Raw genomic sequence first — 25,404 nt, forward strand, 5'->3', positions numbered from 1 at the left:
GCCGCGGGCGCCGGTGTCAGCGCGATCGGCCCGCCGGCGGTGGCCGGCCGCGCCGGGGCGGCCGGCGGCGGCGGCGCGGCGGCCACCCGGACCGGACCGGCCGGCGGCGCCCCGGGCGACCAGTCCTGCGCCACCTCGACCCCGCCGCGGTCGGCGGGCAGGCGCAGCTGCTGGCCCGCCTGCACCGCGTAGGGCGCCTGCAGGCCGTTGATCTGCGACAGCTCGTCCATGCCGGCGCCGACCATGCGGGAGATTCCATAAACCGTGTCGCCGGGCTGCACGGTGTAGAGGCGCAGGCGCGGCAGCATCAGCCGGTCGCCGACCTCCAGCAGGTAGGGCGGCGCGGCGTTGTTGGCCTCGATGAGGTCGCGCAGCGGCACGCCGTAGCGCCGGGCGATGCCGTAGAGCGTGTCGCCCTTCTGCACGATCACCGTCCCCGCCACCGAATCGGCGGCCTGGCTGACCACGGTGACCGGCGCAGGCCCCCCGGTGCGCTGGCACGCGCCGAGCGCGCAGACGCCCAGCAGCAGGGCGGCGATGGAGCGCCGGCCCGGCATCAGGCCCGCCGGGCCTGGTCCGCGTCCGTTTCGGCGGCCGGCTCGCGGGGCTGATCGGACAACAGCGGAACGAAACGGACGGGCCACAGATCCTCCCGATCGAAACCGGCTTCGGTGCGCCGGATGCGGACGACACGCTGCTCGCCGTAGCCGCCGCCCAGCGGAATCACCATGACACCACCAACCGCGAGCTGATCCGTCAAGTCCTTCGGCGGCTCCGGGCCGCCGGCGGCCGTGACCATGATGCGCGCGAAGGGCGCCTGCTGGGCCCAGCCGCGGGTGCCGTCGCCGTGCCGGGTGGTGATGTTGTGCAGATGCAGGGCCTGGAACCGCCGCTCCGCCTCGTGCAGCAGCGGCCGGTGCCGCTCGATGGTGTAGACCCGCCGGCACAGCCGCGACAGCACCGCCGCCTGGTAGCCGGAGCCGGTGCCGATCTCCAGCACCTTGTGGCGGTCGTCCACGTCGAGCGCCTGGGTCATCAGGGCGACGATCAGCGGCTGGCTGATGGTCTGGCCAAGGTCGATGGGCAGCGCGGTGTCCTCCCACGCCTGATCGTGGAAGGAGGCCGGCACGAACAGGTCGCGCGGCACCCGCTCGATCACGCCCAGCACCCGCGTGTCGGTCACCCCGGACCGCCGCAGCGCCATGATCAGACGGATCTTGCGGGCGTCGATGGTCACGCGAAGGCCTGCTTCAGGGTCGCAAGGGTCTGGGTGTGGGTCAGGTCCAGGTAGAGCGGCGTCACCGAGATGCCGCCGTTGAACACGGTGTGGATGTCGGTGTCCGCGCCGATGTCGGCCTCGCCGCGCTGGGTGCCGATCCAGATGTAGGGGCGGCCGCGCGGGTCGGTGCGCTCCATCAGTTCGTCGCCGATCTTGCGCTTGCCGTGGCGCACCACCTGGACGCCGGTCACCGCGTCGGGGCCCACGGCCGGGAAGTTGACGTTGAGCAGCACGTTCTTCGGCCAGGCCACGGTCACCGCCTTGCGGATCACCGCGGGCCCCCAGCGCTCGGCCGTGGCCCAGTCCGGGGCCATGCGGTTCTCCATGTGCTGGGAGAGCGCGATGGCGGGCACGCCCAGCAGCGTCGCCTCCATCGCCGCGGCGATGGTGCCGGAATAGGTGACGTCCTCGCCGATGTTGGAGCCCTGGTTGATGCCGGACAGCACCAGCGTCGGTGGCCGCTCCTTGAGGATGTGGTTGATCGCCAGCAGCACGCAGTCGGTCGGCGTGCCGTCCACCGTGTAGCGCCGCTCGGCCAGGCTGCGCAGGCGCAACGGCCGGTGGATGGTCAGGGAATGGCTGGCCGCGGACTGCTCCGCCTCCGGCGCCACCACCCACACGTCGTCGCTGAGGGTGCGGGCGATCGCCTCCAGCACGGCGATGCCGTTGGCGTTGATGCCGTCGTCGTTGGTGACGAGGATGCGCGCCCCGGCGAGGTCGAGCGGCAGGTCGAACATCAGCCGGTGATCCTCTCCAGCCCGCCCATGTAGGGCCGCAGCGCCTCGGGCACGACGATCGACCCGTCCTCCTGCTGGTAGTTCTCCAGCACGGCGATCAGGCACCGCCCGGTGGCGACGCCGGAGCCGTTGAGGGTGTGCACGAACTGGGTGCTCTTGTCGCCCTTGGAGCGGCAGCGCGCCTTCATCCGCCGGGCCTGGAAGTCGCCGCAGTTGGAGCAGCTGGAGATCTCGCGATAGGCGCCCTGCCCCGGCAGCCACACCTCGATGTCGTAGGTCTTGCGGGCCGAGAACCCCATGTCGCCGGTGGACAGGGCCATCACCCGGTAGGGCAGCCCCAGGCGCTGGAGCACCGTCTCGGCGCAGCGCGTCATCCGCTCGTGCTCGGCCTCCGACCCCTCGGGCGGGGCGACCGAGACCATCTCCACCTTCCAGAACTGGTGCTGGCGGATCATGCCGCGGGTGTCCCGCCCGGCCGACCCGGCCTCGGCCCGGAAGCACGGGGTCAGCGCGGTGAAGCGGACGGGGAGATCCTCCAGCGCCACGATCTGGTCGGCCACCAGATTGGTCAGCGGCACCTCGGAGGTCGGGATCAGCCAGTGGTCCGTGGTGGTGCGGAACAGGTCGTCGGCGAACTTCGGCAGTTGCCCGGTGCCGAACAGGGCGGCGTCGCGGACCATCAGCGGCGGCGCCACCTCGGTGTAGCCATGCTCGGCCGTGTGCAGATCGAGCATGAACTGGCCGAGCGCCCGCTCGAGCCGCGCCAGGCCGCCCTTGAGCACGGTGAAACGCGCCCCGGACATGGCCGCCGCGCCCTGAAAGTCCATCAGCCCCAAGGCCTCGCCCAGGTCGAAATGCTCCTTGGCGCCGGCCGCCGGGCGCGGTTCCCCCCAGCGCCGGACCTCGACATTGGCCGATTCGTCCGGCCCGTCCGGCACGTCCCCGGCCGGCAGGTTGGGCAGCGAGGCCAGCAGCGCCTCCAGTTCGGCGCCGATGGCGCGCTCCTGCTCCTCGGCCTCGGGCAGGCGCACCTTCAGCTCGGCCATCTCGTCGAGGATCGGCTGGGCGTCACGGCCCTCGCGCTTGGCCAGACCGATCTCCTTGGCCGCCTCGTTGCGCCGCGCCTGCATCTCCTGCATGCGGGTCTGCGCCGCGCGGCGCCGGGTGTCCAGGTCCAGCACCACGGCGGACATGGGCTGCAGGCCCCGCCGGCCGAGGCCACGGTCGAAGACGTCGGGGTTGTCGCGGATGGCGCGGAGGTCGTGCATGGAACCGGCATAGGAAAAAAGGATCGGGACGCCGGTTATAGTCCCCATGGCCGGACAAATCCAGACCCCCGCCCGCGGGGTCGCGGGGGCGGCCCGGCCCCGTCCGCCCTCCCCCACGGCCGCGCGAGGGAGAGCGTCGGTCAGGCCGCCTCGCCCGCCGCCTCGCGCTCGGCGCGCTTCTTCTCGATGACCACGCCGATCCAGATGGAGATCTCGTAGAGCGCCATCATCGGCACGGCCAGACCGACCTGCGAGATGACGTCGGGCGGCGTCAGGACCGCGGCGACCACGAAGACGAAGACGATGGCGTAGCGGCGCTTGGCGCGCAGCGCTTCGGTGCTCAGCAGCCCGGCGCGGATCAGCAGGGTCAGCAGAACCGGCAACTGGAAGGCCACGCCGAAGGCGAAGATCAGCGACATCACCAGCGACAGGTACTCGCCGACGCGGGCCTCGAACTCGATGGGCAGGGCGCCGGGCTCGGGCAGGGCCCCGGTCTCGAAACCGAGGAAGAAGCGCCAGGCCAACGGGAACACGAAGTAGTAGACCATCGCCCCGCCGAGAAAGAACAGGATCGGCGTCGCCGCCAGGAACGGCAGGAAGGCCTTGCGCTCGTGCTTGTAGAGTCCGGGCGCCACGAACATCCAGACCTGGCTGGCGATGATCGGGAAGGACAGGAAGGCGCCGGCCCAGAAGGCCACCTTGATGTAGGTGAAGAACGCCTCGGTCAGGCCGGTGTAGATCATCCGCCGGTTCTGGCCGGCGAGGATGTCGGCCAACGGCTGCACCAGGAACGCATAGATGCGGTCGGCGAAGGCGTAGCACAGCACGAAGGCGACGATCAGCGCCAGCATCGCATACATCAGACGGTTCCGCAGCTCGATCAGATGATCGATCAGCGGCATCTTGCTGTCTTCCAGCTCGTCGTTTTCGTCCGTGGCCACGGGGGTTGTCACGCTGGCTTATCCGGTGTGGCGGGCGGCGCGGAGGCCGCCGGGGGCGACGAAGGGTGGAGCGGCTCCGACTCCGGCGCCGGCGCGGCCTGCGCCGGAACCGGCATGCGCGGTGGTGGCGTGTCCGGGGGCGGCGTGTCCGGGGGCGGCGTGTCCGGCGGCGGAACCGCCGGCGTCTCCGGCGGCGCCGTCACCGGCGGCTCGGTCGCCGGCACCGGCTGGGCCGCCGCCGCATCCGCGGGGGCGGTGCCGGTGACCGTCCCGGCCGACGGCATGTCGAAGGCCGTCTTCATCTTCCCGTCGGGGTCGATCGCCTTCTCGAGCTCGCGGGTCACGCTGAAGTCGCGCGCCTTGAGCGCCTGCGTCTTCAAGTCGTCCAGCTCCGCCTCGCGCATCATGTCGTCGAGGTGGGTCTGGAACTCGCGCGCGACCATGCGGGCCTTGCGGACCCATTTGCCCACGCCGTAGATGGCCTTGGGCAGGTCCTTGGGTCCGACGATGAGCAGGGCCACGACGGCGATGACCATCAATTCCGGCCAGCCGATGTCGAACATGGTTCCTCGGGCTTACACGCGGGCGCCCGCAGGCGCCGCGCCCAACATGTGAGGTCGACGTGACGCGCCGATCAGGTGCGCGCGGCCTCGTCCTTCTTCACGCCCTGATCGGCGGCCGGCGGCGCCGGCTGGTTCGGCAGGACCTTGGCACCGGCGTCGGCGCTGTCGCCCTCATCCTCGTCCTTCAGGCCCGCCTTGAAGTTCTTGATGCCCTTCGCCATGTCGCCCATCACCTTCGGCAGCTTGCCAGCGCCGAACAGCAGAAGAACGATCACCAGAACGATGAGCCAGTGCCAGATACTCGTAAATCCCATGGTGCTGTGTTCCTGAACGATGCGGCCCCGGATCGGTGCGGCACTATGGCAGAAAGCCCCTGCCGCCGCAACGTGGGAACCCGCGTGGTGCGGCTTCCCGTCCTATGTGGGGTCATAGGCCGCAAAGACGAAGGCCTGGGCGCGATCCAATGTGACCGCGACGTGGCTGTCCTCCGCCGGCAGGAACTGGCCGGGCATCCGGGCGTGAAGGTGGACGGCCCGCCCGGCGCCGTCGGGGATCGACAGGTGCACCAGGCTGGTCCGGCCGAGCAGGCGCGCCGCCATCACCCGGGCCAGCACCGGCAGCGACCCGCCCGGCGGCAGGTCGGCCGCGACCGGCGCCAGCCGCAGGGCCTCCGGCCGCACCAGGACCTCGACCGCCGCACCGTCCGACGCCCCCTCCGGCGCGTCCAGCCGGCCGACCACCGTGTCGACGTGGCGCGCCCGCGCCACGCCCGGCAGGCGGTTCACCTCGCCGAAGAAGGCGGCGGCGTACGGGTCTGCCGGCCGGGTGTAGAGGTCGACCGGGCAGCCGACCTGGACGATCCGTCCATCGCGCATCAGGGCGATGCGGTCGGCCAGGAACATCGCCTCCTCGGGATCGTGGGTGACCAGCATGGTCGCCGCGCCGTTCTGCTTCAGCACGTGCAGCGTCTCGTCGCGAACCTGCTCGCGCAGGCGGGCGTCGAGGCCGGAGAACGGCTCGTCCAGCAGCAGGACCGCGGGGTCGGGGGCCAGCGCCCGGGCCAGGGCGACGCGCTGCTGCTGGCCGCCGGAGAGGTGGTGGGGCATGGCCTGGGCGTAGTCGGCCATGCCCACCTGCCGCAGCGCCGCCAGCGCGCGCTCCCGCTGCGCCGCCGCCGCCCGCCCCGACAGGCCGAATCGCACGTTGTCGAGGACCGAGAGATGGGGGAACAGGGCGTAGTCCTGGAACACCAGGCCGATGCCGCGCCGCTCGGGCGGGACCTCGGCCCCGGGGGCCGCGACCTGGCGGCCACCGATCCGCACCACCCCGGCCTGCAGCGCCTCCAGCCCGGCGGCGATGCGCAGCATCGTCGACTTGCCGCAGCCGGACGGGCCGCACAGGCAGACGATCTCGCCGGCGGCGATGGACAGATCCACCCCGTCGACCGCCAGCTTGGCGCCGTAGCGGTGCACCACCCCCTCCAGCCCCAGCGCCTCGCGCGGCAGCGCGGTCGGCGCGGCGCGCGGCCCGGAGGCATCGCTGCGCCCATCGTCCCGCACCGTGACCGGGGCGGCCTGGCAGGGCGCCGCGCCGCCGCGGCCGAACCATGCCGCGGCGCGCGTGCGCACGGCGCTGCGCAGGCCCGCGGGGCGCTCGTCCCCGTCGCGCGGAGCCTCGGGGCGGTCGGCGAAGGCGCTGCTGTCCATGAGATCGGCTCATCCCTGCGGCGGCGGAACGTATGAGAATGGTTCTCAGTGACAATAGGGCAATCGTCCCCGCCAAGGAACCCCCGCCTCAATGACGCAGATCAAACCGCGGCATTTCGCAAGACCCGCGACGCCCCGCCGGTCGAATCGAACCGGCGGTCCGCGACGGCGCCGCCGCCGCCGCCGCTGCGGCGGCACGGGGTCAGTCGTCCGACTCGTCGCCGGTGCGGGCCGGGCCGTCGCCGTCGCGGTCCAGCGCCCCGACCCCGTACAGGACCGGGCGGGAATCGAGCAGGCCGGCGGCGCGCAGATCCTCGACGCCGGGCAGGTCGCGCAGGCTCTCCAGCCCGAAATGGTCGAGGAAATGATCGGTGGTGAGCCAGGTCAGCGGCCGCCCCGGCGTCTCGCGCCGCTTGCCCGGCCGCACCCAGCCCTGCTCCATCAGCAGGTCCAGGGTGCCCTTGCCGGTGGCGACGCCGCGGATCGATTCGATCTCGCCCCGGGTCACCGGCTGGTGGTAGGCGATGATGGCCAGCGTTTCGATGGCGGCGCGCGACAGGCGGCGCGCCACCTCCTCCTCCAGGCGCATGTGGGGCGCCAGGTCGAGCGCGGTGCGGAAGGCCCAGCCGGCGCCGCTGCGCACCAGGTTGACGCCGCGCGGCGCGTAGTGCTGGCGCAGTTCCTCCAGGAGGGCCGGCACGTCGGCCTGCTCGCCCAGGCGGGCCACCAGGGACTCCTCGGCCACCGGGTCGGCGGAGGCGAACAGCAGCGCCTCCAGCAGGCGCAGGCGGAAGATGCGCTCCTCGACGGCGCTGGCGTCGGTCACTTCGCGAATCATGGCGGCCCCATCGGCGTCATTTCCCGTCCTCCCCTTCCCCGTCCTCTCCCTCCCCGCCTTCTCCCTCCCCGCCCGCCGTGCCCGGCTCGCGCTGGCGCATCCAGATCGGACCGAAGGGCGTGTCCTGGCGCAGGTCGGCCTGCCCGGCCTTCACCAGTTCCAGCGCCGCCGCGAAATGGGCGGCCAGGGCGGAGCGGTCGAGCAAGCTGCCGCGCCCGCCCCCGGCGGGAAGGAAGCTTTGCAGCGTCGCCCACTCGGGCATGCGGCCGAGCAGCCCCGACAGGCGCTGCACCGCGTCCTCGATCGAATAGAGCCGCATCGGCTCGACGTGCAGCACCGCGGAATCCTTGCGCCGCTTGTGCTGGCCATAGGCCCGCAGGAGGTCGTAGAGGGTGACCTGGTAGACCGACGTCCGGGCCACGTCCACATCCTCCGGCGCCCCCCGGGCGAACACATCCTGGCCCAGCCTCGGCCGTTCCATCAGCCGCGCCGCCGCCGCCTTCATCGCCTCCAGGCGCTGGAGCTGGAAGGCGAGCGCGGCGGCCATCTCCTCGGCCGGCGGCTCCTCCTGGTCGGGCTCCGGCAGCAGCAGCCGCGACTTCAGGTAGGCCAGCCACGCCGCCATCACCAGATAGTCGGCGGCCAGCTCCAGCCGCACCCGCCCGGCCTCGGCGACGAAGGCCAGGTACTGGTCGGCCAGTTGCAGGATGGAGATGGTGGTGAGGTCCACCTTCTGGTCGCGCGCCAGGGCCAGCAGCATGTCGATGGGCCCCTCGTACCCGTCGAGGTCGAGGACGAGCTGCTCGGCCGCCCGCGGCCGCTCCCCCCCCTCGTCCCGGACCACGCCCCCCGCCATGGCGACCCTCACGAGTTGCCGGTCAGGCCTTCGATCAGGCCGATCAGCCATTCGACCGGCGGCCAGACGATCCAGGAGAAGACGTTGAGGTCGATCCCCAGCTCGCCGCCGATCAGCGGCAGCAGGAACAGCACCCCGAGCAGCACCAGAATGCCATAGCGCTCCATGCGGGCCAGCGGGAAGGCCAGGGCATCCGGCAGCAGCCCGACCGCCACCCGCCCGCCGTCCAGGGGCGGCATCGGGATCATGTTGAAGACCGCGAGGATGACGTTCACCAGAACCGACACCTGCAGCATGAATTTCAGCCAGAGCTGGAACAGGCCGGCGTCGGCGTCGACGAATCCGGCGAGGAAGGAGGAGAGGATCGCCAGCACGATGTTGGTGCCGGGGCCGGCCAGCGCCACCCACACCATATCGGTGCGGGGGTTGTGCAGGCGGTGGAAATTGACCGGCACCGGCTTGGCCCAGCCGAACACGAAGCCGGTGGTGAAGTACATCAGCGCCGGCAGCAGCACCGTGCCCAGGGGGTCGATGTGGCGGAACGGGTTCAGGGTGACCCGTCCCAGCCGCTTGGCGGTGTCGTCGCCGTAATGGGCGGCGACGAAGCCGTGGGCGGCCTCGTGCATCGTGATCGCCAGGATCGCCGGGATGGCGACGGCGGTGATGCGGAAGATCATTTCCTCCAAGATCGGGCCCTCCTTCAGGCCGATGCGCCGGCGAGCAGCGCGTCCATGCGCGCCCGCAGGGCGGCGGCGTCCACCGCCGCGGGGGTGCGGCACAACGCCCGCGCCCGGTTCCAACGGCGGAGCGCGGCGTCGCCGAGCGCGGGCACCGCCTCCACCACCGCCGTCATTTCGTCGATGTCGCCGTTGCAGTGAAGCGCCACGTCGCAGCCCGCGGCCAGCACCGCGCGGGCGCGCTCCCCGGCGTCGCCGCTGAGCGCCCCCATCGACAGATCGTCGCTGAACAGCAGCCCGTCGAAGCCGATCGCCGGCCCGCGCACCCAGCCGCCGATGACGGCGGGCGACGTGCTGGCCGGGCGGTCCGGGTCCAGCGCCGTCAGCACGACGTGGGCGACCATCGCCAGCGGCAGGTCGGCGAGGGCGCGGAACGGGGCGAAGTCGGTGGCCTCCAGCGCCGCCAGCGGGGCATCCACCACCGGCAGTTCGGCGTGGCTGTCGGCGACCGCCCGGCCGTGGCCGGGCACGTGCTTGATCACCGGCAGCACTCCGCCGTCCAGAAGCCCGTCCGCGGTGGCCCGGGCGAGGTCGGCGACCAGGGCCGGATCGCGGGCGAAGGCACGGTCGCCGATGATGTCGTGGGCGCCGTCCACCGGCACGTCGCACACCGGCGCGCAGTCGACGCTCACCCCGACGTCGGCCAGCATGTGCGCCAGCAGCCGGCCGTTGAGCCGCGCCGCCTCCCGCCCCGCCGCCGGGTCGCGCTCGGCCAGGGCGCCGAAGGCGCGGGCCGGCGGGTGGGCCGGCCAGCCCGGCGGGCGCAGGCGCGCCACCCGGCCGCCCTCCTGGTCGATCAGCACCGGCGCGTCGGGCCGACCGACGGCCGCGCGCAGCGCCGCCACCAGGGCGCGCACCTGCCCCGGCGTCTCGCAGTTGCGGCGGAACAGGATGAAGCCGAAGGGATCGGCGGCCCCGAGGAAGGCGCGCTCCGCGTCGCTCAGCGCCGGGCCGGCGCATCCCAGGACGACGGCGCGGGGCGCGTCAGGGGCGGACAACCACGCACCCCACGCTCTGGCTCTTCAGCGCGGCGCAGATCGCCCGCGCCCGCGCCTCGTCGACCGTGCCGCCGCGCACCCGGTAGTAGATGCCCCGCTCGCCCAGGTCGGCCCGGGAGATCTCCGGGGCCAGCCCGGCCAGGGCATCGGCGTAGCGCCCGGCCAGCCGCTTCCACTCGGCCTCGGCCTCGGCCTGGCTGCGCACCGAGGCGAGCTGCACCCGCCAGCCGCCCGCCGCGGCGGCCGCGGCTGGTGGCGGCTTGGCCGGCAGCGCGGCGGTCCGGGCCGGGGCCGGCGGCGGCGGCGCCTCCACGGCCGGCGCGTCGCCGTCGGACAGGCTGGCGACCAGGCCGGCGATGCCGGCTCCGTCCCCCGCGTCCAGCGATTCCGGGGGCGCCGCCGGGGCCAGCGGAATGGCGGTGATCGGCAAGGTGGCGGCGGGCGGAATCTCCTCCCCCGCCGTGTCGCGCGGCACCGTGGCGGTGGCGCCCGGCGGCGGCACGATCTGGGCGATCGGCGGTGGCGTCGGGATGGCCGGCACCGGCGGCAGGGCCGGCGCCACAACGGGGCGCGGCAGCGGCTGCTCGGGCGGCGGCAGCAGGCGCTCCACCGTCGGCCGGTTGGGGCCGGGGTTGAGGCGCTGGTAGACCAGCTTGTCCTGGTAGGGGACCTCCATGCCGCCGGGGTCCTCCGGGCGCAGCTTGACGGGCGTCCGGTCCGCCTGGATCAGCGGCACGCCGCCGCCGTGGACCACGCCGTCGCCGCCGCCGCCGAAGGCGACGACGATCACCCCGGTGAACAGCGCCACCGCCGCCGCCGAGGCGGCGAAGGCCAGCGCCGTGCGGTTGCGGCGGGCCGCCGGCCGGCGGTCCCCGTAGGCGTCGGCGTAGCCGCCGAAGCCGGCGCCCGCCTCGCGGCCGAGGTCGGCGTCGTAGCGTGTCATCGCATCTCCTCGACCGGCTCCACCCCCATGACGCCGAGCCCCGAGGCGATGACCGTGGCGACGGCGGAGATCATGGCGAGGCGGGCCAGGGTCAGCGGCTCGTCGTCGGCCAGCAGGAAGCGCAGGGTGGAGTCGTCGCGGCCCCGGTTCCACAGGGCGTGGAAGTCGGAGGCGAGGTCGTAGAGGTAGAAGGCGACGCGGTGCGGCTCGTGGGCCTCGGCGGCCGCCTCGACCAGGCGCGGCCACAGGGCCATGCGCTTGATCAGCGTCATCTCCGCCTCGTCGGCCAGGCCGGCGAGGTCGACCGCCGCCAGCGCCGCCGGCGACAGGTCGCGCCCGGGCAGCGCCTCGGCGGCGTGGCGCAGCACCGAGCGGCAGCGGGCGTGGGCGTACTGGACGTAGAAGACCGGGTTGTCCTTCGACTGCTCCTTGACCTTGTCGTAGTCGAAGTCCAGGGTCTGGTCGTTGCGCCGCGTCAGCATGATGAAGCGCACGATGTCCTTGCCCACGGCGTCGATGACGTCGCGCAGGGTGACGAAGGTGCCGGCGCGCTTCGACATCTTCACCGGCTCGCCGTTCTGCATGAGGTGGACGAGCTGGCACAGCTTGACGTCCAGCGCCGCGGCGCCGCCGGTGATCGCCGTGGTCGCCGCCTGCATGCGCTTGACGTAGCCGCCGTGGTCGGCGCCCCACACGTCGATCAGGGTGGCGAAGCCGCGCGCGTGCTTGTCGTGGTGGTAGGCGATGTCGTTGGAGAAGTAGGTGAAGGAGCCGTCGGACTTCTTCAGCGGCCGGTCGACGTCGTCGCCGAAGCCGGTGGAGCGGAACAGGGTCTGCGGCCGCGGCTCCCAGTCCTCGGGGGTCTTGCCCTTGGGCGGCTCCAGCACGCCGACGTAGATCAGGCCGCGCTCCTCCAGGGTGCGCAGCGCGGTGGCGACGGCACCCGCCTCGACCAGGGCGCGCTCGGAGGTGTAGACGTCCATGGCGACGCCCAGCGCCGCCAGGTCCTCGCGGATCCACTCCATGATCCGGGCGATGGCGAAGGCGCGGCAGGCCGGCAGCCACTCCGCCTCCGGGGCGTCGCGCCAGCGCGCGCCATCCCGGGCGGCCAGCGCCTCACCCACGTCCTTCAGGTACTCGCCCGGGTAGAGGCCGGCGGGGATGGTGCCGACGTCCTCGCCCAGCGCCTCGCGGTAGCGCAGGAAGGTCGAGCGGGCCAGCACGTCGACCTGGGCGCCGGCGTCGTTGATGTAGTACTCGCGGGTGACCGCGTGGCCGGCCTTCTCCAGCAGCGCCGCCAGGGCGTCGCCGAACACCGCGCCGCGGCCGTGGGCGGCGTGCAGCGGGCCGGTCGGGTTGGCCGAGACGTACTCCACGTTGACCGGCGCACCGCCGCCCAGGTCGCTGTCGCCGTAGGCGGTGCCGGCGGCCAGCACGTCGGCGACGCGGGCGCGCCAGACCGCGGGGTCGAGGCGCAGGTTCACGAATCCCGGCCCGGCGATCTCCACCGACACCACATCGGCCCGCGCCTCCAGCTTCGCGGCCAACGCCTGGGCCAGGCCGCGCGGCGCCATCCGCGCCGGCTTGGCCAGAACCATGGCGGCGTTGGTGGAGAGGTCGCCGTGGGCCGCCTCGCGCGGCGGCTCGACGGTGACGCGGGCGGTGTCGAGGCCGGCCGGAAGGACGCCCTCGGCCGCCAGGTCGCCGAGGATCGCGCGGATGTCGTGTTCGAAGGCCTTGAAGATGTTCATCGGTCCGATCTTGCGGTCAGGTCTTGGCGTCCATGTCGAACAACCGGCCATACTCGGCCAGGGCGAAGCGGTCGGTCATCCCGGCGATGTAGTCGGCGACGAGACGCGCCCGCACGCCGAGATCGCCCTCCTCGCCGCAGGCCGCCAGCTCCGCCTGCCACTGGGTGGGCAGGCAGTTCGGCTCGGCCAGGAAGAGGTCGAACAGGGCGGTGACGACGCGCTTGCACTTGCTCATCTCCCGGTTCACCCGGTAGTGCCGGTACATGCGCTGTTTCAGGAAGGCGCGCAAGGGCCGCTGCGCCGCCAGCATCGGCTCCGAGAAGGCGGCGACCGGCGCCGCCGCGGCGCGCACGGCGGCGGCGCTGTCGGGCCCCAGGTCGGCGAGACGGCGGCGGGTCTCGGCCAGCAGGTCGCCGACCATGGCGTCGATCAGGCGGCGCACCGTCTCGTGGATCACCCGCCCCCGCTCCAGGCCGGGGTGGCGGGTGCGCACCTCCTGGACGATCGGGCCGAGCAGCGGCAGCTCGGCCACCTCGTCGAGGGTGAACAGCCCGGCGCGCAGCCCGTCGTCGATGTCGTGGTTGTTGTAGGCGATGTCGTCGGCCAGGGAGGCCACCTGGGCCTCCGCCCCGGGCTGGGTGGCCAGCTCCAGGTCCCGGACGTCCTGGAAGGCGGCGATGGTCACCGGCAGGCGGGCGTGGGGGCGCAGCGGCAGCAGCGGCCCGTTGTGCTTGACCACCCCCTCCAGCGTCTCCCAGGTCAGGTTCAGCCCGTCGAAGGCGGCGTAGCGGCGCTCCAGCCGGGTGAGGATGCGCAGGGTCTGGTCGTTGTGGCTGAACCCGCCATAGGGCGCCATGCAGGCGTCGAGCGCCACCTCCCCGGCGTGGCCGAACGGCGTGTGGCCGAGGTCGTGGGCCAGCGCCAGCGCCTCCGCGAGGTCCTCGTTCAGGCCGAGCACGCGGCTGATCGAGCGGGCGATCTGCGCCACCTCCAGGCTGTGGGTCAGCCGGGTGCGGTAGTAGTCGCCCTCGTGGTAGACGAAGACCTGGGTCTTATACTTCAGCTTGCGGAAGGCACCGGAATGGACGATGCGGTCGCGGTCGCGCTGGAAGCACGAGCGCGTCGGACTGTCCGGCTCGGCCACCAGCCGCCCGCGGCTGGCCGCGGGGTGGCAGGCGAAGGGCGCCGGGGGCAGCGGTCCCCAGGGGTGCGCGGTCTGGCTCATGGCGCGGACACTAGCGTTCGCGGCATCGCCGGGCAACCATCATGCCCCAGGGCAACGCCGGCCGCCGGCCGGCCGGGCGCCGCCCCGGCGCGCACCCCTTTGCGAAATGGCACCGACGGCATACATTCCCTGAGATCTTCGACCGCGATGCAGCAAGGGATGGCGATCATGAGCGACACGGCAACGGCGCAGCCGGCGACCACCGACCGGGTGCTTCACATCTCCGACAGCGCGGCCCGGCGCGTCGCCGCCCTGGCGGTCCAGGAGAGCACGGCCGGCAGCATGCTGCGGCTGACCGTGTCGGGGGGCGGCTGCGCCGGCTTCCAGTACGGGTTCTCCTTCGACAGCGCGGTCAACGACGACGACATCGTGTTCGAGCATGCCGGCACCCGGGTGGTCACCGACGACTGCTCGCTCGACCTGCTGAACGGCGCCACCCTCGACTACGTCGAGGACCTGATGGGCGCCTCGTTCCAGATCAAGAACCCCAACGCCACGTCGTCCTGCGGCTGCGGCACCTCCTTCGGCGTCTGACGGACCGGACCCGACCGACGTGAGGATCGCCACCTGGAACGTGAACTCGGCGAAGGCGCGGCTGCCGCTGATCGTCGACTGGCTGCGCACCGAGACGCCCGACGTGGCGCTGCTGCAGGAGATCAAGTGCGAGACCGCCGCCTTTCCCGCGGCGGCCTTCGAGGCGCTCGGCTACCACGTGGCCGCGGTGGGGCAGAAGGCCTACAACGGCGTCGCCCTGCTGTCCCGCCAGCCGGCCGAGGACGTGCTGGAGCGCCTGCCGGGGGAGCCCGAGGACGCCCAGGCCCGCTATGTCGAGGCGACGGTCGGGGGGCTGCGCATCGCCTCGCTCTACCTGCCCAACGGCAACCCCGCGCCGGGCGACAAGTACGCCTACAAGCTGCGCTGGATGGACCGCCTGACCGACCACGTCCGCGGCCTGCTGGCGCGCGAGGTGCCCTTCGTCCTGGGCGGCGACTACAACGTCATCCCCGAGCCCCGCGATGTCTACGCCCCGGCGGAGTGGACGGAGGACGCGCTGTTCCGCCCGGAGACCCGGGCGAAGTTCCGCACCCTGGTCAACCTGGGCCTGACCGAGGCCTACCGGGCGCTGCACGACGACGACGAGGCCTACACCTTCTGGGACTATCAGGCCGGCGGCTGGCCGCGCAACCGCGGCCTGCGCATCGACCATTTCCTGCTGTCGCCCCAGGCCGCCGACCGCCTGTCCGGCTGCACCATCGACCGCCGCCCGCGCAGCGCCGAAAAGGCGTCGGACCACACCCCGGTGGTGCTGGAGCTGGCCGGCGCGCCGGCCGACGGGACCGATGCGTGACATTTGCGTGAGATTTTCGAATAAAACATTTGTTAAGCGGTCGCCACGCACTTAGGAGGGTGGGGCACGGCAGCGGGACGGGACCATGGTGTGGAGGCGCGATTACAGCCGCGAGGAGGTCCGTGAGCTGCTGCGCGCGCTGGAGGCCCAGGCGCGCGACGCCATGGCCCTGGCCGGGCGGGCGCAGCGCGACATGGCCGAGGACCGCTTCGCCTCGTTCCTCGACTTCCGCCGGAAGGTGGAGGAGGTGCGCGCCCTGCTCGCCCTGACCGAGGAGCGCATGCGCGCCGCCACCGACCAGCGCCTGGAGGACCTGCAGGCCGAGTTCGAGCGCCTGGACGTCCTGCTGACGACGCTGCTGGTCACCTCCATGCGCACCTATTTCGCCGCCATGCGCGACGACCAGGTGCTCCCCATCGGCGCCCGCGAGCTGTTCGAGCCGGAGCTGCGGAACCTGGACGAGCTGCGCACCAAGCTGACCCGGCCGCACCTCGCCGGCCGCTTCCCGGACAGCGTGCTGGTCGAGCTGGACGACACCGTGGCGCTGATCCGCAAGACCCTGGCCCGCGCCCCCAGCCTGCCCGATTTCTCCGACACCCCGTCGATGCCCAAGCCGACCCGGCGGCTGCGCAGCCTGGGCCGACCGATCCGGCCCTGACGCGTTCGCCCGAACGGGTTTGCCCGAACGTGGCCGGCCCTGCCCCGCCCCTTGACCGTTCCCGGCGCGGCCCCTACAACCGGCGGCGTGCTTGTGAGGATGGGTGGCCGAGCGGTTTAAGGCAGCGGTCTTGAAAACCGCCGTGGGTTAACAGCCCACCGTGGGTTCGAATCCCACCCCATCCGCCAACTCCCTCACATGTAAGGCAAAAATGTTGACAGGCCCTAGGGCCACGCCACGGTGTCGTCAACATTTTTGGGGTCGGGGAGGCAACAAGGAAGCAACAAGCCATCCGTGTCCTATCTTGGGCGCCGGCGCGGCTGGCGCTGGCATCCGCACACAAGCCCGCTCGATGAATCGTGTTGCAGGGCGAAAGGACGCCTTCACCATGGTGCGGTGACTGCTTGGAATGGGATAGGGTGAGTGGTCTAAGAGACCGTTTGAAAACGATTGGCACCGGCGGCGTGCTATGATTCAACCTTCCTATGTGGACGGAAGCGACGCGCGGCCGGATGGCCAAGATCGAGAAGAAGACGACGCGGTATCTGACGGACCTGACCGATGAGGAATGGTCAATGATAGAACCGCTGATGCCGAAGCAGGCGCGCACGGGGCGCCCGAGGGTGGTCGACCTGCGGGAAATCTTGAATGCGCTGCGCTATTTGGCTCGGGCGGGCTGTGGCTGGCGGCTGTTACAAAAGGACTTCCCGCCGTGGCAGACGGTGTATTGGTGGTTTCGACGTCTCCTTCGGCGCTTGCTGTTCCAGACGATCCACGACGTGGTGTTGATGATCGACCGTGAACTTGCCGGCCGTGAAGCGAGCCCAACCGCGGGAGTTGTGGACAGCCAGTCGGTGAAGGCACCCGCAGGCAAGGAGCGCGGCTACGATGCCGGCAAGAAGATCAAAGGGCGCAAGCGGCACATCGCGGTGGACACCGATGGCCGCCTGTTGATGATGAACCTGACCACCGCCGACATCTCCGACTCAGCCGGAGCCCAGAAGATCCTCGACGCAATGCGTCAGCGCTGGCCGTGGATGAAGCACCTCTTCGCCGACAGCGCCTATGACCGCAAAAAGCTCTTGGACAAGGCCGCCTTTCTCGACTTTACCATCGAGGTGGTCCGGCGAACCGATACCGAACCAGGCTTCAAGGTCGTGCCGCGGCGGTGGGTGGTCGAGCGGACCTTCGGATGGATGACCCGCTGGCGACGTCTTGTCCGCGACTACGAAGCCAGGATCGACGTCTCCGGCGGCATGATTCAACTCGCTATGGCGAGCCTGCTACTCCGGCGAGTCTGCCACAGATAGGGTTGTCAAACGGACTCTCAGCTCTTTCATAGTGTCCGCCCCCTCGACCTCGGCGGCAACGAGGTAGCCAAAATTTGCCCAGGAGGAATTTGAAACCGCCTGGAAGAAGGCTTCTCTCAAATTCGATCTGTTCAGCAGTAACTTTACCTCGAAAGACCACAGCTTCGTCTTTTTATCCGCGTATTCTTTGACCGCACCCTTGATTTCATGGTGCCAATCAGCCGTCAGATCTTCCATTCCGACGAGGTCCGGGTAAAGCCACTTATTTCCCCTCGGTCCCTGCTTATTCGAAGACTTCCTTTCGTCTATACGTTTTGAATATATCCCGAGTTCTGACCATAGATACTCCGAAACGACTGGATAAAGATCGCTCTCCTTGAGTGAGGCGGCGCCCGAAATAAGTGGGGACTCTTTTCCCTCGGTTTCGGCTTCATCCACCTCCGCTTGGTCCGTCTTCGTGGTCCAATAGTACTGCCGGGGCCGACCTTCAGTCGTTTTGACTTGTGGGTTACGCTTTTGCAGCGCAGGTCGCTGTGAATCTATTTCCGCAACAATTTGCTGAATCAGATCCGCATCACTCGTGATGAAGGTGCTGTTGATCTTTTTCTGTTCACATTCGCTCGGATATTCCTCGAAAATCCATTGAGCTATCTGGCGTGCCGTGAACTTCTGTTCCGGGCGGCTGGCGAGGAAATCAACGACGGTTTTGGCGAGATTAAGTCCCATCGTATCACCCTTTCGCGCGCGTGCCCGGTGATGAGGCAGCGCCATTGGCTGGATCTCCAGCCTGTTCGACACCTCCGCGGATCTTCTGATAAACCTCTCGGACGAGGTGCTCGGTCGCAATGCCTCGGAAGGAATCGTCGTTCATCAGCCGCGTAAATATCTCCTCGTTGCCCTCCATCCGTTCAATGAACAGACCCTCAAGCATTTTGTTGAAAACAAAAGAGAAGTTTTCAAGCGTGTTTACGCGTGCTGCCTCCTGAAGCTTCTCGTTCGCGGCGGCAGTTTCGGTCACTTGGTCGAAAAACAACTGATCAGCTGGCGTAAATTGGGTCCCGAACCGCTCATTCAGCTTGTTGATGAGTGAGGACAGCGAGACATCTTCGTCGTAGCCCTTTCCTGTGCCGACCTCAGTCGGCCCCTTCAACGGGTCGGGCTCACCTGCCTTAAGATCGATTGCTCCTTCGCTGATTTTTTGTAGGCGGTAGAACTTGAGGGCCACATCGTCTTCGACCTGGTAGTCACGATCGTCTGGATTCAGCGGCAACTTGGTCAGCAAAAAGCGGCTGTAGGTGTAGAGCTTTTCCAGATCAGAGTCCTGATACGGGATGATTTGCGACAGGAACGCATAGAGTTTTCGGAAGCTCGACAGCTTCCCCTTGAACTGACCCTGATCGTCTTCGCTCAGTTCCAAGTATCGCTGAACAGCCTCGTCCAGAATGACGTTCAGTTTCTGATGATCTCCCGGGGTCGGTTCCTTGCGGTTTCGGAACCAGATGTCGCAGAAGGCGTTGATCTCGCGATCCTCAAAGATACGCCATTCTTCCAGCCGATTTTTCAGATCGTAAAGCTGGTGTGGATCGTTGGCCTCACCGGTGGGCGTGACCTCGTAGTAGGGCTTGAAGGCGTTAAATATCTCGTCGCGCTCGTTCACGAAGTCGAGCACAAAGGTATCCTCTTTGCCCGTCGTGACCCGGTTTAGTCGGGATAGCGTCTGGACCGCCTGCACACCGGCAAGGCGCTTGTCGACATACATCGTGTGAAGCAGGGGCTGATCGAAGCCGGTCTGGTACTTTTCCGCCACAAGAAGCACCTGAAATTCCTCCGACGCGAATTTGTCGGGGAGTTCGCTCTCCTTGGTGCCGCGGTTCATGCCGACCTCGGTGTACTGCGAATCCGGAATGTCCGGATCGATCACTGTTCCCGAGAATGCGACGAGGGATCGGATGTCGGTATAACCCTTGTCGCGAATGTACTTGTCGAAGGCGAGCTTGTAGCGCACCGCGTGCAACCGTGAGCCCGTCACCACCATTGCCTTGGCTCGTCCGCCGATCTTGTGTTTGGTGAACTGGCGGAAGTGCTCAACGATCACCTCGACCTTCTGTGCGATGTTATGCGGATGCAGGCTCATGAAGCGAGCGAGGGCCTTCGCAGCCTTCCGCTGGGGGACGTCCGGGTCATCCTCGACGGATTTGATGAGACCATAGTAGGTCTTGTAGGTCGTGTAGTGAGCGAGGACGTCCATGATGAAGCCCTCATCGATCGCCTGCCGCATGCTGTAGTGGTGGAAGGGCGGTCTTCCGTCTGGCCCCGGTTCGTTGAAAACCGCCAGCGTCTTGAACTTCGGCGTCGCTGTGAATGCGAAGAAGCTGATGTTGGGCTGCGACGGTCGCTTCAGCATCTCCCGGAGGAGTTCTTGCTTCGCCTCGTCGGATAGATCGTCCTCCTCGAGGTCGAGAAGCTGGGCCGCGACCGCCGCTTCGATGCCTTCTTTGTTGAGGATCTTGCGGAGCTCCATCGCCGTCTCGCCACTCTGCGAGCTGTGCGCTTCATCGACGATCACAGCGAACCGCCTGCCCTCGGTGCTGACCTCAACGCTCTCACCCTTCTTGGCGAGCGTCTCCAGCGCCTGCGTGATGAACGGGAATTTCTGGATCGTCGAAATGACGATAGGCACGCCTCCGGAGAGCGCCTTCGCAAGCTGCTGCGTGTTCTCGTCGATCTTCTGTACGACGCCCTGCTTGTGCTCGAACTGATAGATCGTGTCCTGCAGCTGCTGATCGAGGACGCGGCGGTCGGTGATGACGACCACCGTGTCGAAAACCTTCTGGTCCTTGTCGTCGTGTAGGCTCGCCAGCCGGTGCGCGAGCCAGGCGATGGAGTTCGACTTGCCCGACCCGGCGGAATGCTGGATCAGGTAGTTGTGGCCAGATCCCTTGGCCTTGGCATCCTGAACAAGCCGCCTAACCGCGTCGATCTGGTGGTAGCGGGGGAAGATCATCGTCTCTTTGACGTGGCGCTTGATCCCCTTGTCCGTCACCACCTGACGTTCTTCGACCTGCAGGTGAAGGAAGCGCGCCAGGATGTCCATCAGGCTGTCGCGCGTCAGAACTTCATCCCACAGGTAGGATGTCTTGTACTTTCCCGGCCGGGCGGGCGGGTTCCCGGCCGCGTGGTTGTCCCCACGGTTGAAGGGCAGGAACACGGTTTCCTTGCCAGCCAGTTTCGTCGTCATGAACACGAGGTCCGGATCCACGGCGAAGTGGACCAGCGCCCGTTGCTTGAACGCGAAGATCGGTTCCCTCGGGTCTCGGTCGAAGCGGTACTGCCGCTTGGCATGCTCCACCGTCTGCCCCGTCATGGGGTTTTTCAGCTCCATCGTAACGACCGGCAGGCCATTCACCGCAAGCACCACATCGAGGGAGAGCTCAGGCCGCTTCTCGCTGAAGTGCACCTGGCGATAGACGCGCAGACGGTTCTTCCCAAAATCCGCGGTCGCCTCGGGATTCATGCCCGTGTTGGGTGCGAAATAGGCGAGGCGGAAGGTCTTGCCGAAGCACTTGAACCCGTGTCGCAGGACGTTCAGCACGCCCTTGGAGGCCAGCTCCTTTGTAAGCGACGTCAGAAGAGCATCGGCCGCACTTGCGCCGTGGAAATCAACCAGCGTTTGCCAGCGCGCAGGCTGCGACTCCTTGATGAACTCGATCACGTCTTCCGGGAAAAGGGCGCGCTCCGCGTCGAACGAGCCGGGGGCGCCCTTCTCGAAGCCGCCTTCGGTGGTGAGCGCAACCTCGATCGCCTCCTCGAACCGGATCTCCTTGTGAACGCTCATACCGGCCCCTCCCGTCCCATTATTGAATGACCTTTACAGTCGAATTCTCCAGGTCCTTCAGATTCATCCCGTCGGCCTCGTCGAAAAGATAGTGCCGGATCGACGGGTGCTTCCTCAAATACTTCCCTGTGTCGTCCAGATCCGGAGCCGGGTTCTGGCACCCGGTGAAGACGTAACACGACAAGTTGAGCCTTTTTGCCTCGTCGACATAGGCGCCAAGGATCTTATGCAGGCTGCGGCACCAGGCCTCGGCGGCCTTGAGCTGCAGAAAAATGTTGTCGACCGGGATCCGGGTCGAGGCTTCCTTGAACTCGATGCAATGGGCATGGAGCCGCTCACCCCGGCGCTCGAAGACGACGAAGTCACACCGGCGAGACCAGAGATGACCATCACCGTTCGTCAGGAAGTGGAACAGCGGATCGTTGCCCTGATCCAGCTTGATGGCGAAGGCGTCGTCGTCAAAGCCGAGCGTCACCTTGCGTCGGCGGCGGGTACCTTCGACCTTCTCCGAAAGAACGAGCTGCTTCTCCCCGATCCCGCGGGACTCATTGGCAAGGCAGGTCTTCCCGTAGCAGGCGGTGTTCAGGTAGACCTTCAGGTGGTCGAGATATCCCCGGGCGTTGATGGTCATTTCAGACCACCTTGGTCTGGCCTGTGACGGCTGCTGTTATGATCGATGCCTTGTATTCGGCAAGGCAGACAATTGCTTTATCTATGCTTTGGCGAACTCGTTCGATTTGTTCCATTTCGGTTTCAATGTGGGCGACGATATGTTCCCGCTCCGCCTTTGGTGGAACCGGTACCCAAAGATTGGAATATTTCTCTGCGCTAATGTTTTGTATGGTGGCTTGGATGAAATTCCCCTTCACCCATTCCCAGTAAGGTTGGGATCGAAGATACCACGTCAAGAAATCCGCAAATTCCGGATCAAATCTTGCTCTAATTAAGTATCCTGCAAAAGCTGCAGCTCCCCAGCTGTCATCATACTTGAAGCTCTTTCCGACAGTTGCTCCGCTTCGGGCTAAAAGGATATCTCCTGCTACAAGCTTGTACGGAGTAGCGACCTCAGGCGGCAATGACTTAAAGGTTTCTGGCCGCAGGGTGCCATTTGCGTGGACATCGGTAATACGGATGAATCGCGGCCAATCTGGCTCCTCAAATTCGGCTGCTTCATTAGCTCCGTACATCAAAGGTTCACGCAACAAGAAGCGCAAGCGCTTGAATGACCAACTCGCCGGTACCTTGGGGAGCCAGGCGAATCCTGTTTCTTGATATGCGTCCGGGTGATCTACCCCTTCAGTGACCGCCCGCGTGATAACAGAGGAGCGCTGCTCCTCCATCTGCTCAAGGAGCTTCGTCTTCTTTTCAATCAGCGCTTCAATTTGGCCAAGTTTGTGATCGAGAAAACGAGCAATCTTGCGCTGCTCATCAATAGGCGGGATCACTGTTTCCGCATTGTCGATATGATAGGCAGGAAGGCCAAAGCGCGTGACGCCATTAGCCTTCACCTGAAACTGTCTGTTTAGTGCCGCCGAACAGAGCTGGTAGTAAAGATATCGGCCATCAAGCTGCTCCTGATCCGGCCGGATCTGAGTGAGGTGATATCCACAGAGAACGCCCTCGATGGCATTCGGCACATGCGCGGGAACGGCGATGTCCTGCCAAGATTCTGAGTCCTTGGTGATAATCACCTCGTCGTCTGTCAATGCGAACTTGTCGATCTCGGCCTGTGTGGCCGTTGCCTCCATGAAGTCCATGTCGGCGATGATCTGTGCGTTGTTGTACACGTCAGTGTAGTTGCACAGACGGACCGGGATTTCGTCGCCCTTGCTATGCTTGTCCACGTTGCTCGCCTGAGGCCGAGCGACAAATTTCAGTCGTTCGATGCGCCAGTGGGCCGGGATACGGTCGACCCATCGGGAATTGGCATCCCGGTAGTCCTCGTAGGCCATGGTCACGCGACGGCCTCCTTGAGAAGCTCAAGGATTTCGCCTTCCAGCGTCTTGATGTCCCTCTCGATGTCCTCCAGCGGCCGCGGAGGCTCGTAGACGTAGAAATGGCGGTTGATCGGGATCTCGTAGCCGACTTTCGTCTTCGAATAGTCGATCCAGGCGTCGCCCCAGTGCGGCAGCACCTCCCGCGCCAGGTAGTCTTCGCAATGGTCATGGAAGAGCGCCACGAGCGCGCGATTGTCCGCGTCCTTGTCGTAGCCGATGGGCAGCGGCATGGGGGCGTCCGCTGGCAGCGGTACGATCTCGGTGTCCCGCAGCTGCGGATCGGGCTCGGGATCGCCGTTGCTGTCGAGGCAGGGATTGGCGGTCGGATCCCGCTCGGAAAGGGCAGACAGGATGGCCTTACGGATGGGCGCCTTGATCTTGACGCCGGCCTTCTTGAAGGCGCCGTTGACGACCTCGGTGAACTCCTCCCGATCCTTGTAGAGCGGCCCCGGATCCAGCTTGCCGAGGACCTTGAGGATTGCCGCCTGTTCGGCCTCGCCCGCAGCGATCTCCGCCGCGCGCGCCTTCTCGTCCTTGCGCTTCTTGCTTTCGGCCAGCTGCCTGAACGCGCTCTCGTCTTTCAGGCGCTCGATGCGGTCGGGCGATGCCTGGAAGTTCAGTCGCAGTGGGCGTTCGACGGTGAGCTTGAGGAAACCGAACTCGCGGTTGTCGAAGACCTTGCTGCAGACCCGCTCTTCCACCTTGCCGTTGACCTGAACCTTCGACGTCTCGCCATTCATGAAGTTGGCGTAGAGGCGCGTAATCTCGGCGATGTGGTCGTCGCTGAGTTCGTTGCGCTTGTTGCCGAGGCTCTTGGTCATCTTGCGGAAGTGCCTGGTCGCATCGATGAGATGAACCTTCCCCTTGCGCGCCGCGGGCTTCCGGTTCGAGACAAGCCAGATGTAGGTGTAGATGCCGGTGTTGTAGAAAAGCTGATCTGGCAAGGCGACGATGGCGTCGAGCCAGTCGTTCTCGATGATCCAGCGGCGGATGTTGCTTTCGCTCGGCCCCGGCTCCCCCGCGAAGAGGGGCGAGCCGTTGAACACGATCGCAATCTTCGACCCTTCGCCACCGTCCTCGGGCGACGGATGCATCTTCGAAATCATGTGGAGCAGGAAAAGCAGCGCGCCATCGCTGATGCGAGGCAGCCCCGGACCGAAGCGGCCCTTGAAGCCGAGACTGTTGTACTCCTTCTCGACCTCATCCTTCTCCGGCTTCCACTCCACGCCAAAGGGCGGGTTCGCCAGCATGTAGTGGAATTTCTTGTCCGGGTGGCCGTCGAAGGTCTTGCCGTCGCCCAGCGTGTCGCCGAAGGCGATGTTGTCGACGGGCTCGTCCTTGATCAGCATGTCCGAGCAGCAGATCGCCCAGGACTCTTCGTTGTACTCCTGGCCGAAGAGCTCCAAGTGGGCGTCCGGATTGTGCCCCTCCCGCGTGATGTACTCTTCGGAGACGGAGAGCATGCCGCCCGTACCGCAGGTCGGGTCGTAGATTGTCCGCACGATATTCGGCGTGTAGACGTCCTCATCCTCCGTGTAGAGAAGATGAGCCATGAGACGGATGACCTCACGCGGGGTGAAGTGGTCACCCGCCTCCTCGTTGGCCTGCTCGTTGAACTTGCGGACGAGCTCTTCGAAGACGTAGCCCATCTGCATATTGTCGACCCGCTTGGGGTGCAGATCGACGCCGGCGAACTCCCTGACGATCAGGAATAGCCGGTTGGCGTTGTCGAGTTTCTCGATCTCTTTCTCGAACTCGAACTTGTCGAAGATCTCCTGCGCCTTGGGCGAAAAGCTCTTGATGTAGGCAACCAGGTTGCGCCCGATATTGTCGGGATCCCCGAGCAGCTTGGCGAACGTGAAGGGGCTCACATTGTAGAGAGGCTGGCTCCGGTCTTTCGCCGCAATCTTGGCCAGCTTGCCATGGATGGCGCGGTCCGGCAGGCCCTGCGCCTTCAGCTTCTCGTACTCCTTGAGCACGGCGTCCTTGGTGGGTTCCAGGACGCAGTCGAGGCGCCGCAGGACGGTCATCGGCAGCATGACACGCCGATACTGGGGCGGCCGGTAGGGGCCACGCAGCTTGTTCGCGATCCCAAAGATGAAATTGATGAGATCTTGCTGGATGGCTGTCATTCGGCGTTCTTCCCGTCTTCGTCCTGAATTGTGCTGCCCTTGGTGAACTTCTCGATCTCGTCCCTCCGGAAGCGCCAGGCGCCACCGACCTTGAAGCCGGGGAGCTTGCCCTCTGCCGCAAGACGGTAAGCCGTTTTCTCATTGATCTTGAGATACTCGGCGACCTCTCGGATGGTCAGGATGTCATTGCTCATCGGCGCAAAAGCCCCCTCCCGGAGCGATTCCGAGAAAATAGTGGAAAATTGAGGAACTCACAAGCCGAGTTCGCCGCGGGCTTTGGGG

General features: G+C 67.3%; 25 protein-coding genes and 1 tRNA gene. 5 read left to right on the top strand and 21 right to left on the bottom strand.

What is annotated here, in order from left to right; translation table 11 throughout:
- From AC6H2I_RS16555 to AC6H2I_RS16625, 15 genes are all read right to left on the bottom strand, one after another.
- Positions 1-557 (bottom strand): LysM peptidoglycan-binding domain-containing protein (locus AC6H2I_RS16555; protein WP_497501777.1); only part of this gene is annotated, 557 nt, incomplete at its 3' end.
- The gene (locus AC6H2I_RS16560; RefSeq protein WP_497501778.1) at positions 557-1,237 is read right to left on the bottom strand and encodes a protein-L-isoaspartate(D-aspartate) O-methyltransferase; all 681 of its coding nucleotides are present in this window, start codon (positions 1,235-1,237) and stop codon (positions 557-559) included. The genes AC6H2I_RS16560 and AC6H2I_RS16555, both read right to left, overlap by 1 nt.
- Positions 1,234-2,016, bottom strand: a complete 783-nt coding sequence (gene surE, locus AC6H2I_RS16565; RefSeq protein WP_497501779.1) for a 5'/3'-nucleotidase SurE — start codon at positions 2,014-2,016, stop codon at positions 1,234-1,236. Before surE ends, AC6H2I_RS16560 begins: the two co-directional genes overlap by 4 nt.
- Positions 2,016-3,284 (bottom strand): serine--tRNA ligase, encoded by a 1,269-nt coding sequence (serS, locus tag AC6H2I_RS16570; protein WP_497501780.1) that lies wholly within the window; start codon positions 3,282-3,284, stop codon positions 2,016-2,018. Before serS ends, surE begins: the two co-directional genes overlap by 1 nt.
- 140 nt (positions 3,285-3,424) lie before the next feature.
- On the bottom strand, positions 3,425-4,237 hold the full coding sequence (gene tatC / locus AC6H2I_RS16575; protein ID WP_497501781.1) for a twin-arginine translocase subunit TatC: 813 nt from the start codon (positions 4,235-4,237) through the stop codon (positions 3,425-3,427).
- Complete coding sequence (gene tatB / locus AC6H2I_RS16580; RefSeq protein ID WP_497501782.1) at positions 4,234-4,788, bottom strand: Sec-independent protein translocase protein TatB; 555 nt, start codon at positions 4,786-4,788, stop codon at positions 4,234-4,236. The genes tatC and tatB overlap by 4 nt, the downstream gene beginning before the upstream one ends.
- A gap of 71 nt (positions 4,789-4,859) precedes the next feature.
- Positions 4,860-5,102: a twin-arginine translocase TatA/TatE family subunit gene (locus tag AC6H2I_RS16585; RefSeq protein ID WP_497501783.1), complete on the bottom strand. Its 243-nt coding sequence runs from the start codon at positions 5,100-5,102 to the stop codon at positions 4,860-4,862.
- 102 nt (positions 5,103-5,204) lie between these two features.
- Positions 5,205-6,494: an ABC transporter ATP-binding protein gene (locus tag AC6H2I_RS16590; RefSeq protein WP_497501784.1), complete on the bottom strand. Its 1,290-nt coding sequence runs from the start codon at positions 6,492-6,494 to the stop codon at positions 5,205-5,207.
- 202 nt (positions 6,495-6,696) lie between these two features.
- Entirely contained in the window at positions 6,697-7,332 is a 636-nt protein-coding gene (gene scpB / locus AC6H2I_RS16595; protein ID WP_497501785.1) for an SMC-Scp complex subunit ScpB, read from the bottom strand.
- Between the two features lie 16 nt (positions 7,333-7,348).
- On the bottom strand, positions 7,349-8,188 hold the full coding sequence (locus tag AC6H2I_RS16600; protein ID WP_497501786.1) for a segregation and condensation protein A: 840 nt from the start codon (positions 8,186-8,188) through the stop codon (positions 7,349-7,351).
- A gap of 8 nt (positions 8,189-8,196) precedes the next feature.
- Complete coding sequence (locus AC6H2I_RS16605) at positions 8,197-8,874, bottom strand: site-2 protease family protein (RefSeq protein ID WP_497501787.1); 678 nt, start codon at positions 8,872-8,874, stop codon at positions 8,197-8,199.
- 14 nt (positions 8,875-8,888) lie between these two features.
- Positions 8,889-9,923 (bottom strand): beta-N-acetylhexosaminidase, encoded by a 1,035-nt coding sequence (nagZ, locus tag AC6H2I_RS16610; protein ID WP_497501788.1) that lies wholly within the window; start codon positions 9,921-9,923, stop codon positions 8,889-8,891.
- Positions 9,910-10,866, bottom strand: a complete 957-nt coding sequence (locus AC6H2I_RS16615) for an SPOR domain-containing protein (protein ID WP_497501789.1) — start codon at positions 10,864-10,866, stop codon at positions 9,910-9,912. The genes nagZ and AC6H2I_RS16615 overlap by 14 nt, the downstream gene beginning before the upstream one ends.
- Positions 10,863-12,617 carry an arginine--tRNA ligase gene (gene argS, locus AC6H2I_RS16620; protein WP_497501790.1) on the bottom strand — a complete coding sequence of 585 codons (1,755 nt, stop codon included), beginning with the start codon at positions 12,615-12,617 and terminating at the stop codon, positions 10,863-10,865. Before argS ends, AC6H2I_RS16615 begins: the two co-directional genes overlap by 4 nt.
- Before the next feature lie 16 nt (positions 12,618-12,633).
- Entirely contained in the window at positions 12,634-13,842 is a 1,209-nt protein-coding gene (locus AC6H2I_RS16625) for a deoxyguanosinetriphosphate triphosphohydrolase (protein ID WP_497501791.1), read from the bottom strand.
- A gap of 168 nt (positions 13,843-14,010) precedes the next feature.
- Here AC6H2I_RS16625 and erpA point away from each other — a divergent pair, with 168 nt between their 5' ends.
- The 5 genes from erpA (at position 14,011) to AC6H2I_RS16650 (ending at position 17,158) form a co-directional block, all read left to right on the top strand.
- Positions 14,011-14,376 carry an iron-sulfur cluster insertion protein ErpA gene (gene erpA / locus AC6H2I_RS16630; RefSeq protein WP_497501792.1) on the top strand — a complete coding sequence of 122 codons (366 nt, stop codon included), beginning with the start codon at positions 14,011-14,013 and terminating at the stop codon, positions 14,374-14,376.
- Positions 14,377-14,395: 19 nt separating this feature from the next.
- Positions 14,396-15,190 carry an exodeoxyribonuclease III gene (locus AC6H2I_RS16635; protein WP_497501793.1) on the top strand — a complete coding sequence of 265 codons (795 nt, stop codon included), beginning with the start codon at positions 14,396-14,398 and terminating at the stop codon, positions 15,188-15,190.
- Positions 15,191-15,275: 85 nt separating this feature from the next.
- Positions 15,276-15,848, top strand: a complete 573-nt coding sequence (locus AC6H2I_RS16640; protein ID WP_497501794.1) for a hypothetical protein — start codon at positions 15,276-15,278, stop codon at positions 15,846-15,848.
- 97 nt (positions 15,849-15,945) lie between these two features.
- Positions 15,946-16,036, top strand: a tRNA-Ser gene (locus AC6H2I_RS16645).
- 297 nt (positions 16,037-16,333) lie between these two features.
- Positions 16,334-17,158: an IS5 family transposase gene (locus AC6H2I_RS16650; RefSeq protein ID WP_497501795.1), complete on the top strand. Its 825-nt coding sequence runs from the start codon at positions 16,334-16,336 to the stop codon at positions 17,156-17,158.
- On the opposite strand, the gene AC6H2I_RS16655 is transcribed toward AC6H2I_RS16650, so the two are convergent.
- The 6 genes from AC6H2I_RS16655 to AC6H2I_RS16680 are packed head-to-tail and all read right to left on the bottom strand — an operon-like array spanning position 17,132 to position 25,316.
- Complete coding sequence (locus tag AC6H2I_RS16655; protein ID WP_497501796.1) at positions 17,132-17,929, bottom strand: hypothetical protein; 798 nt, start codon at positions 17,927-17,929, stop codon at positions 17,132-17,134. The two genes, AC6H2I_RS16650 and AC6H2I_RS16655, sit on opposite strands and share 27 nt — an antisense overlap.
- Positions 17,889-20,993: a type I restriction endonuclease subunit R gene (locus AC6H2I_RS16660; protein ID WP_497501797.1), complete on the bottom strand. Its 3,105-nt coding sequence runs from the start codon at positions 20,991-20,993 to the stop codon at positions 17,889-17,891. The genes AC6H2I_RS16655 and AC6H2I_RS16660 overlap by 41 nt, the downstream gene beginning before the upstream one ends.
- 19 nt (positions 20,994-21,012) lie before the next feature.
- Positions 21,013-21,624 (bottom strand): hypothetical protein, encoded by a 612-nt coding sequence (locus tag AC6H2I_RS16665; RefSeq protein ID WP_497501798.1) that lies wholly within the window; start codon positions 21,622-21,624, stop codon positions 21,013-21,015.
- Position 21,625: 1 nt separating this feature from the next.
- Positions 21,626-22,945 carry a restriction endonuclease subunit S gene (locus AC6H2I_RS16670; RefSeq protein ID WP_497501905.1) on the bottom strand — a complete coding sequence of 440 codons (1,320 nt, stop codon included), beginning with the start codon at positions 22,943-22,945 and terminating at the stop codon, positions 21,626-21,628.
- A 2-nt stretch (positions 22,946-22,947) separates the two neighbouring features.
- Positions 22,948-25,122, bottom strand: coding sequence for a type I restriction-modification system subunit M (locus AC6H2I_RS16675; protein ID WP_497501799.1), 2,175 nt, complete (start codon positions 25,120-25,122; stop codon positions 22,948-22,950).
- Positions 25,119-25,316, bottom strand: a complete 198-nt coding sequence (locus AC6H2I_RS16680) for a helix-turn-helix domain-containing protein (protein WP_497501800.1) — start codon at positions 25,314-25,316, stop codon at positions 25,119-25,121. Before AC6H2I_RS16680 ends, AC6H2I_RS16675 begins: the two co-directional genes overlap by 4 nt.
- Positions 25,317-25,404: the final 88 nt, after the last annotated feature.

The organism is Azospirillum sp. NS33, assembly GCF_059703765.1.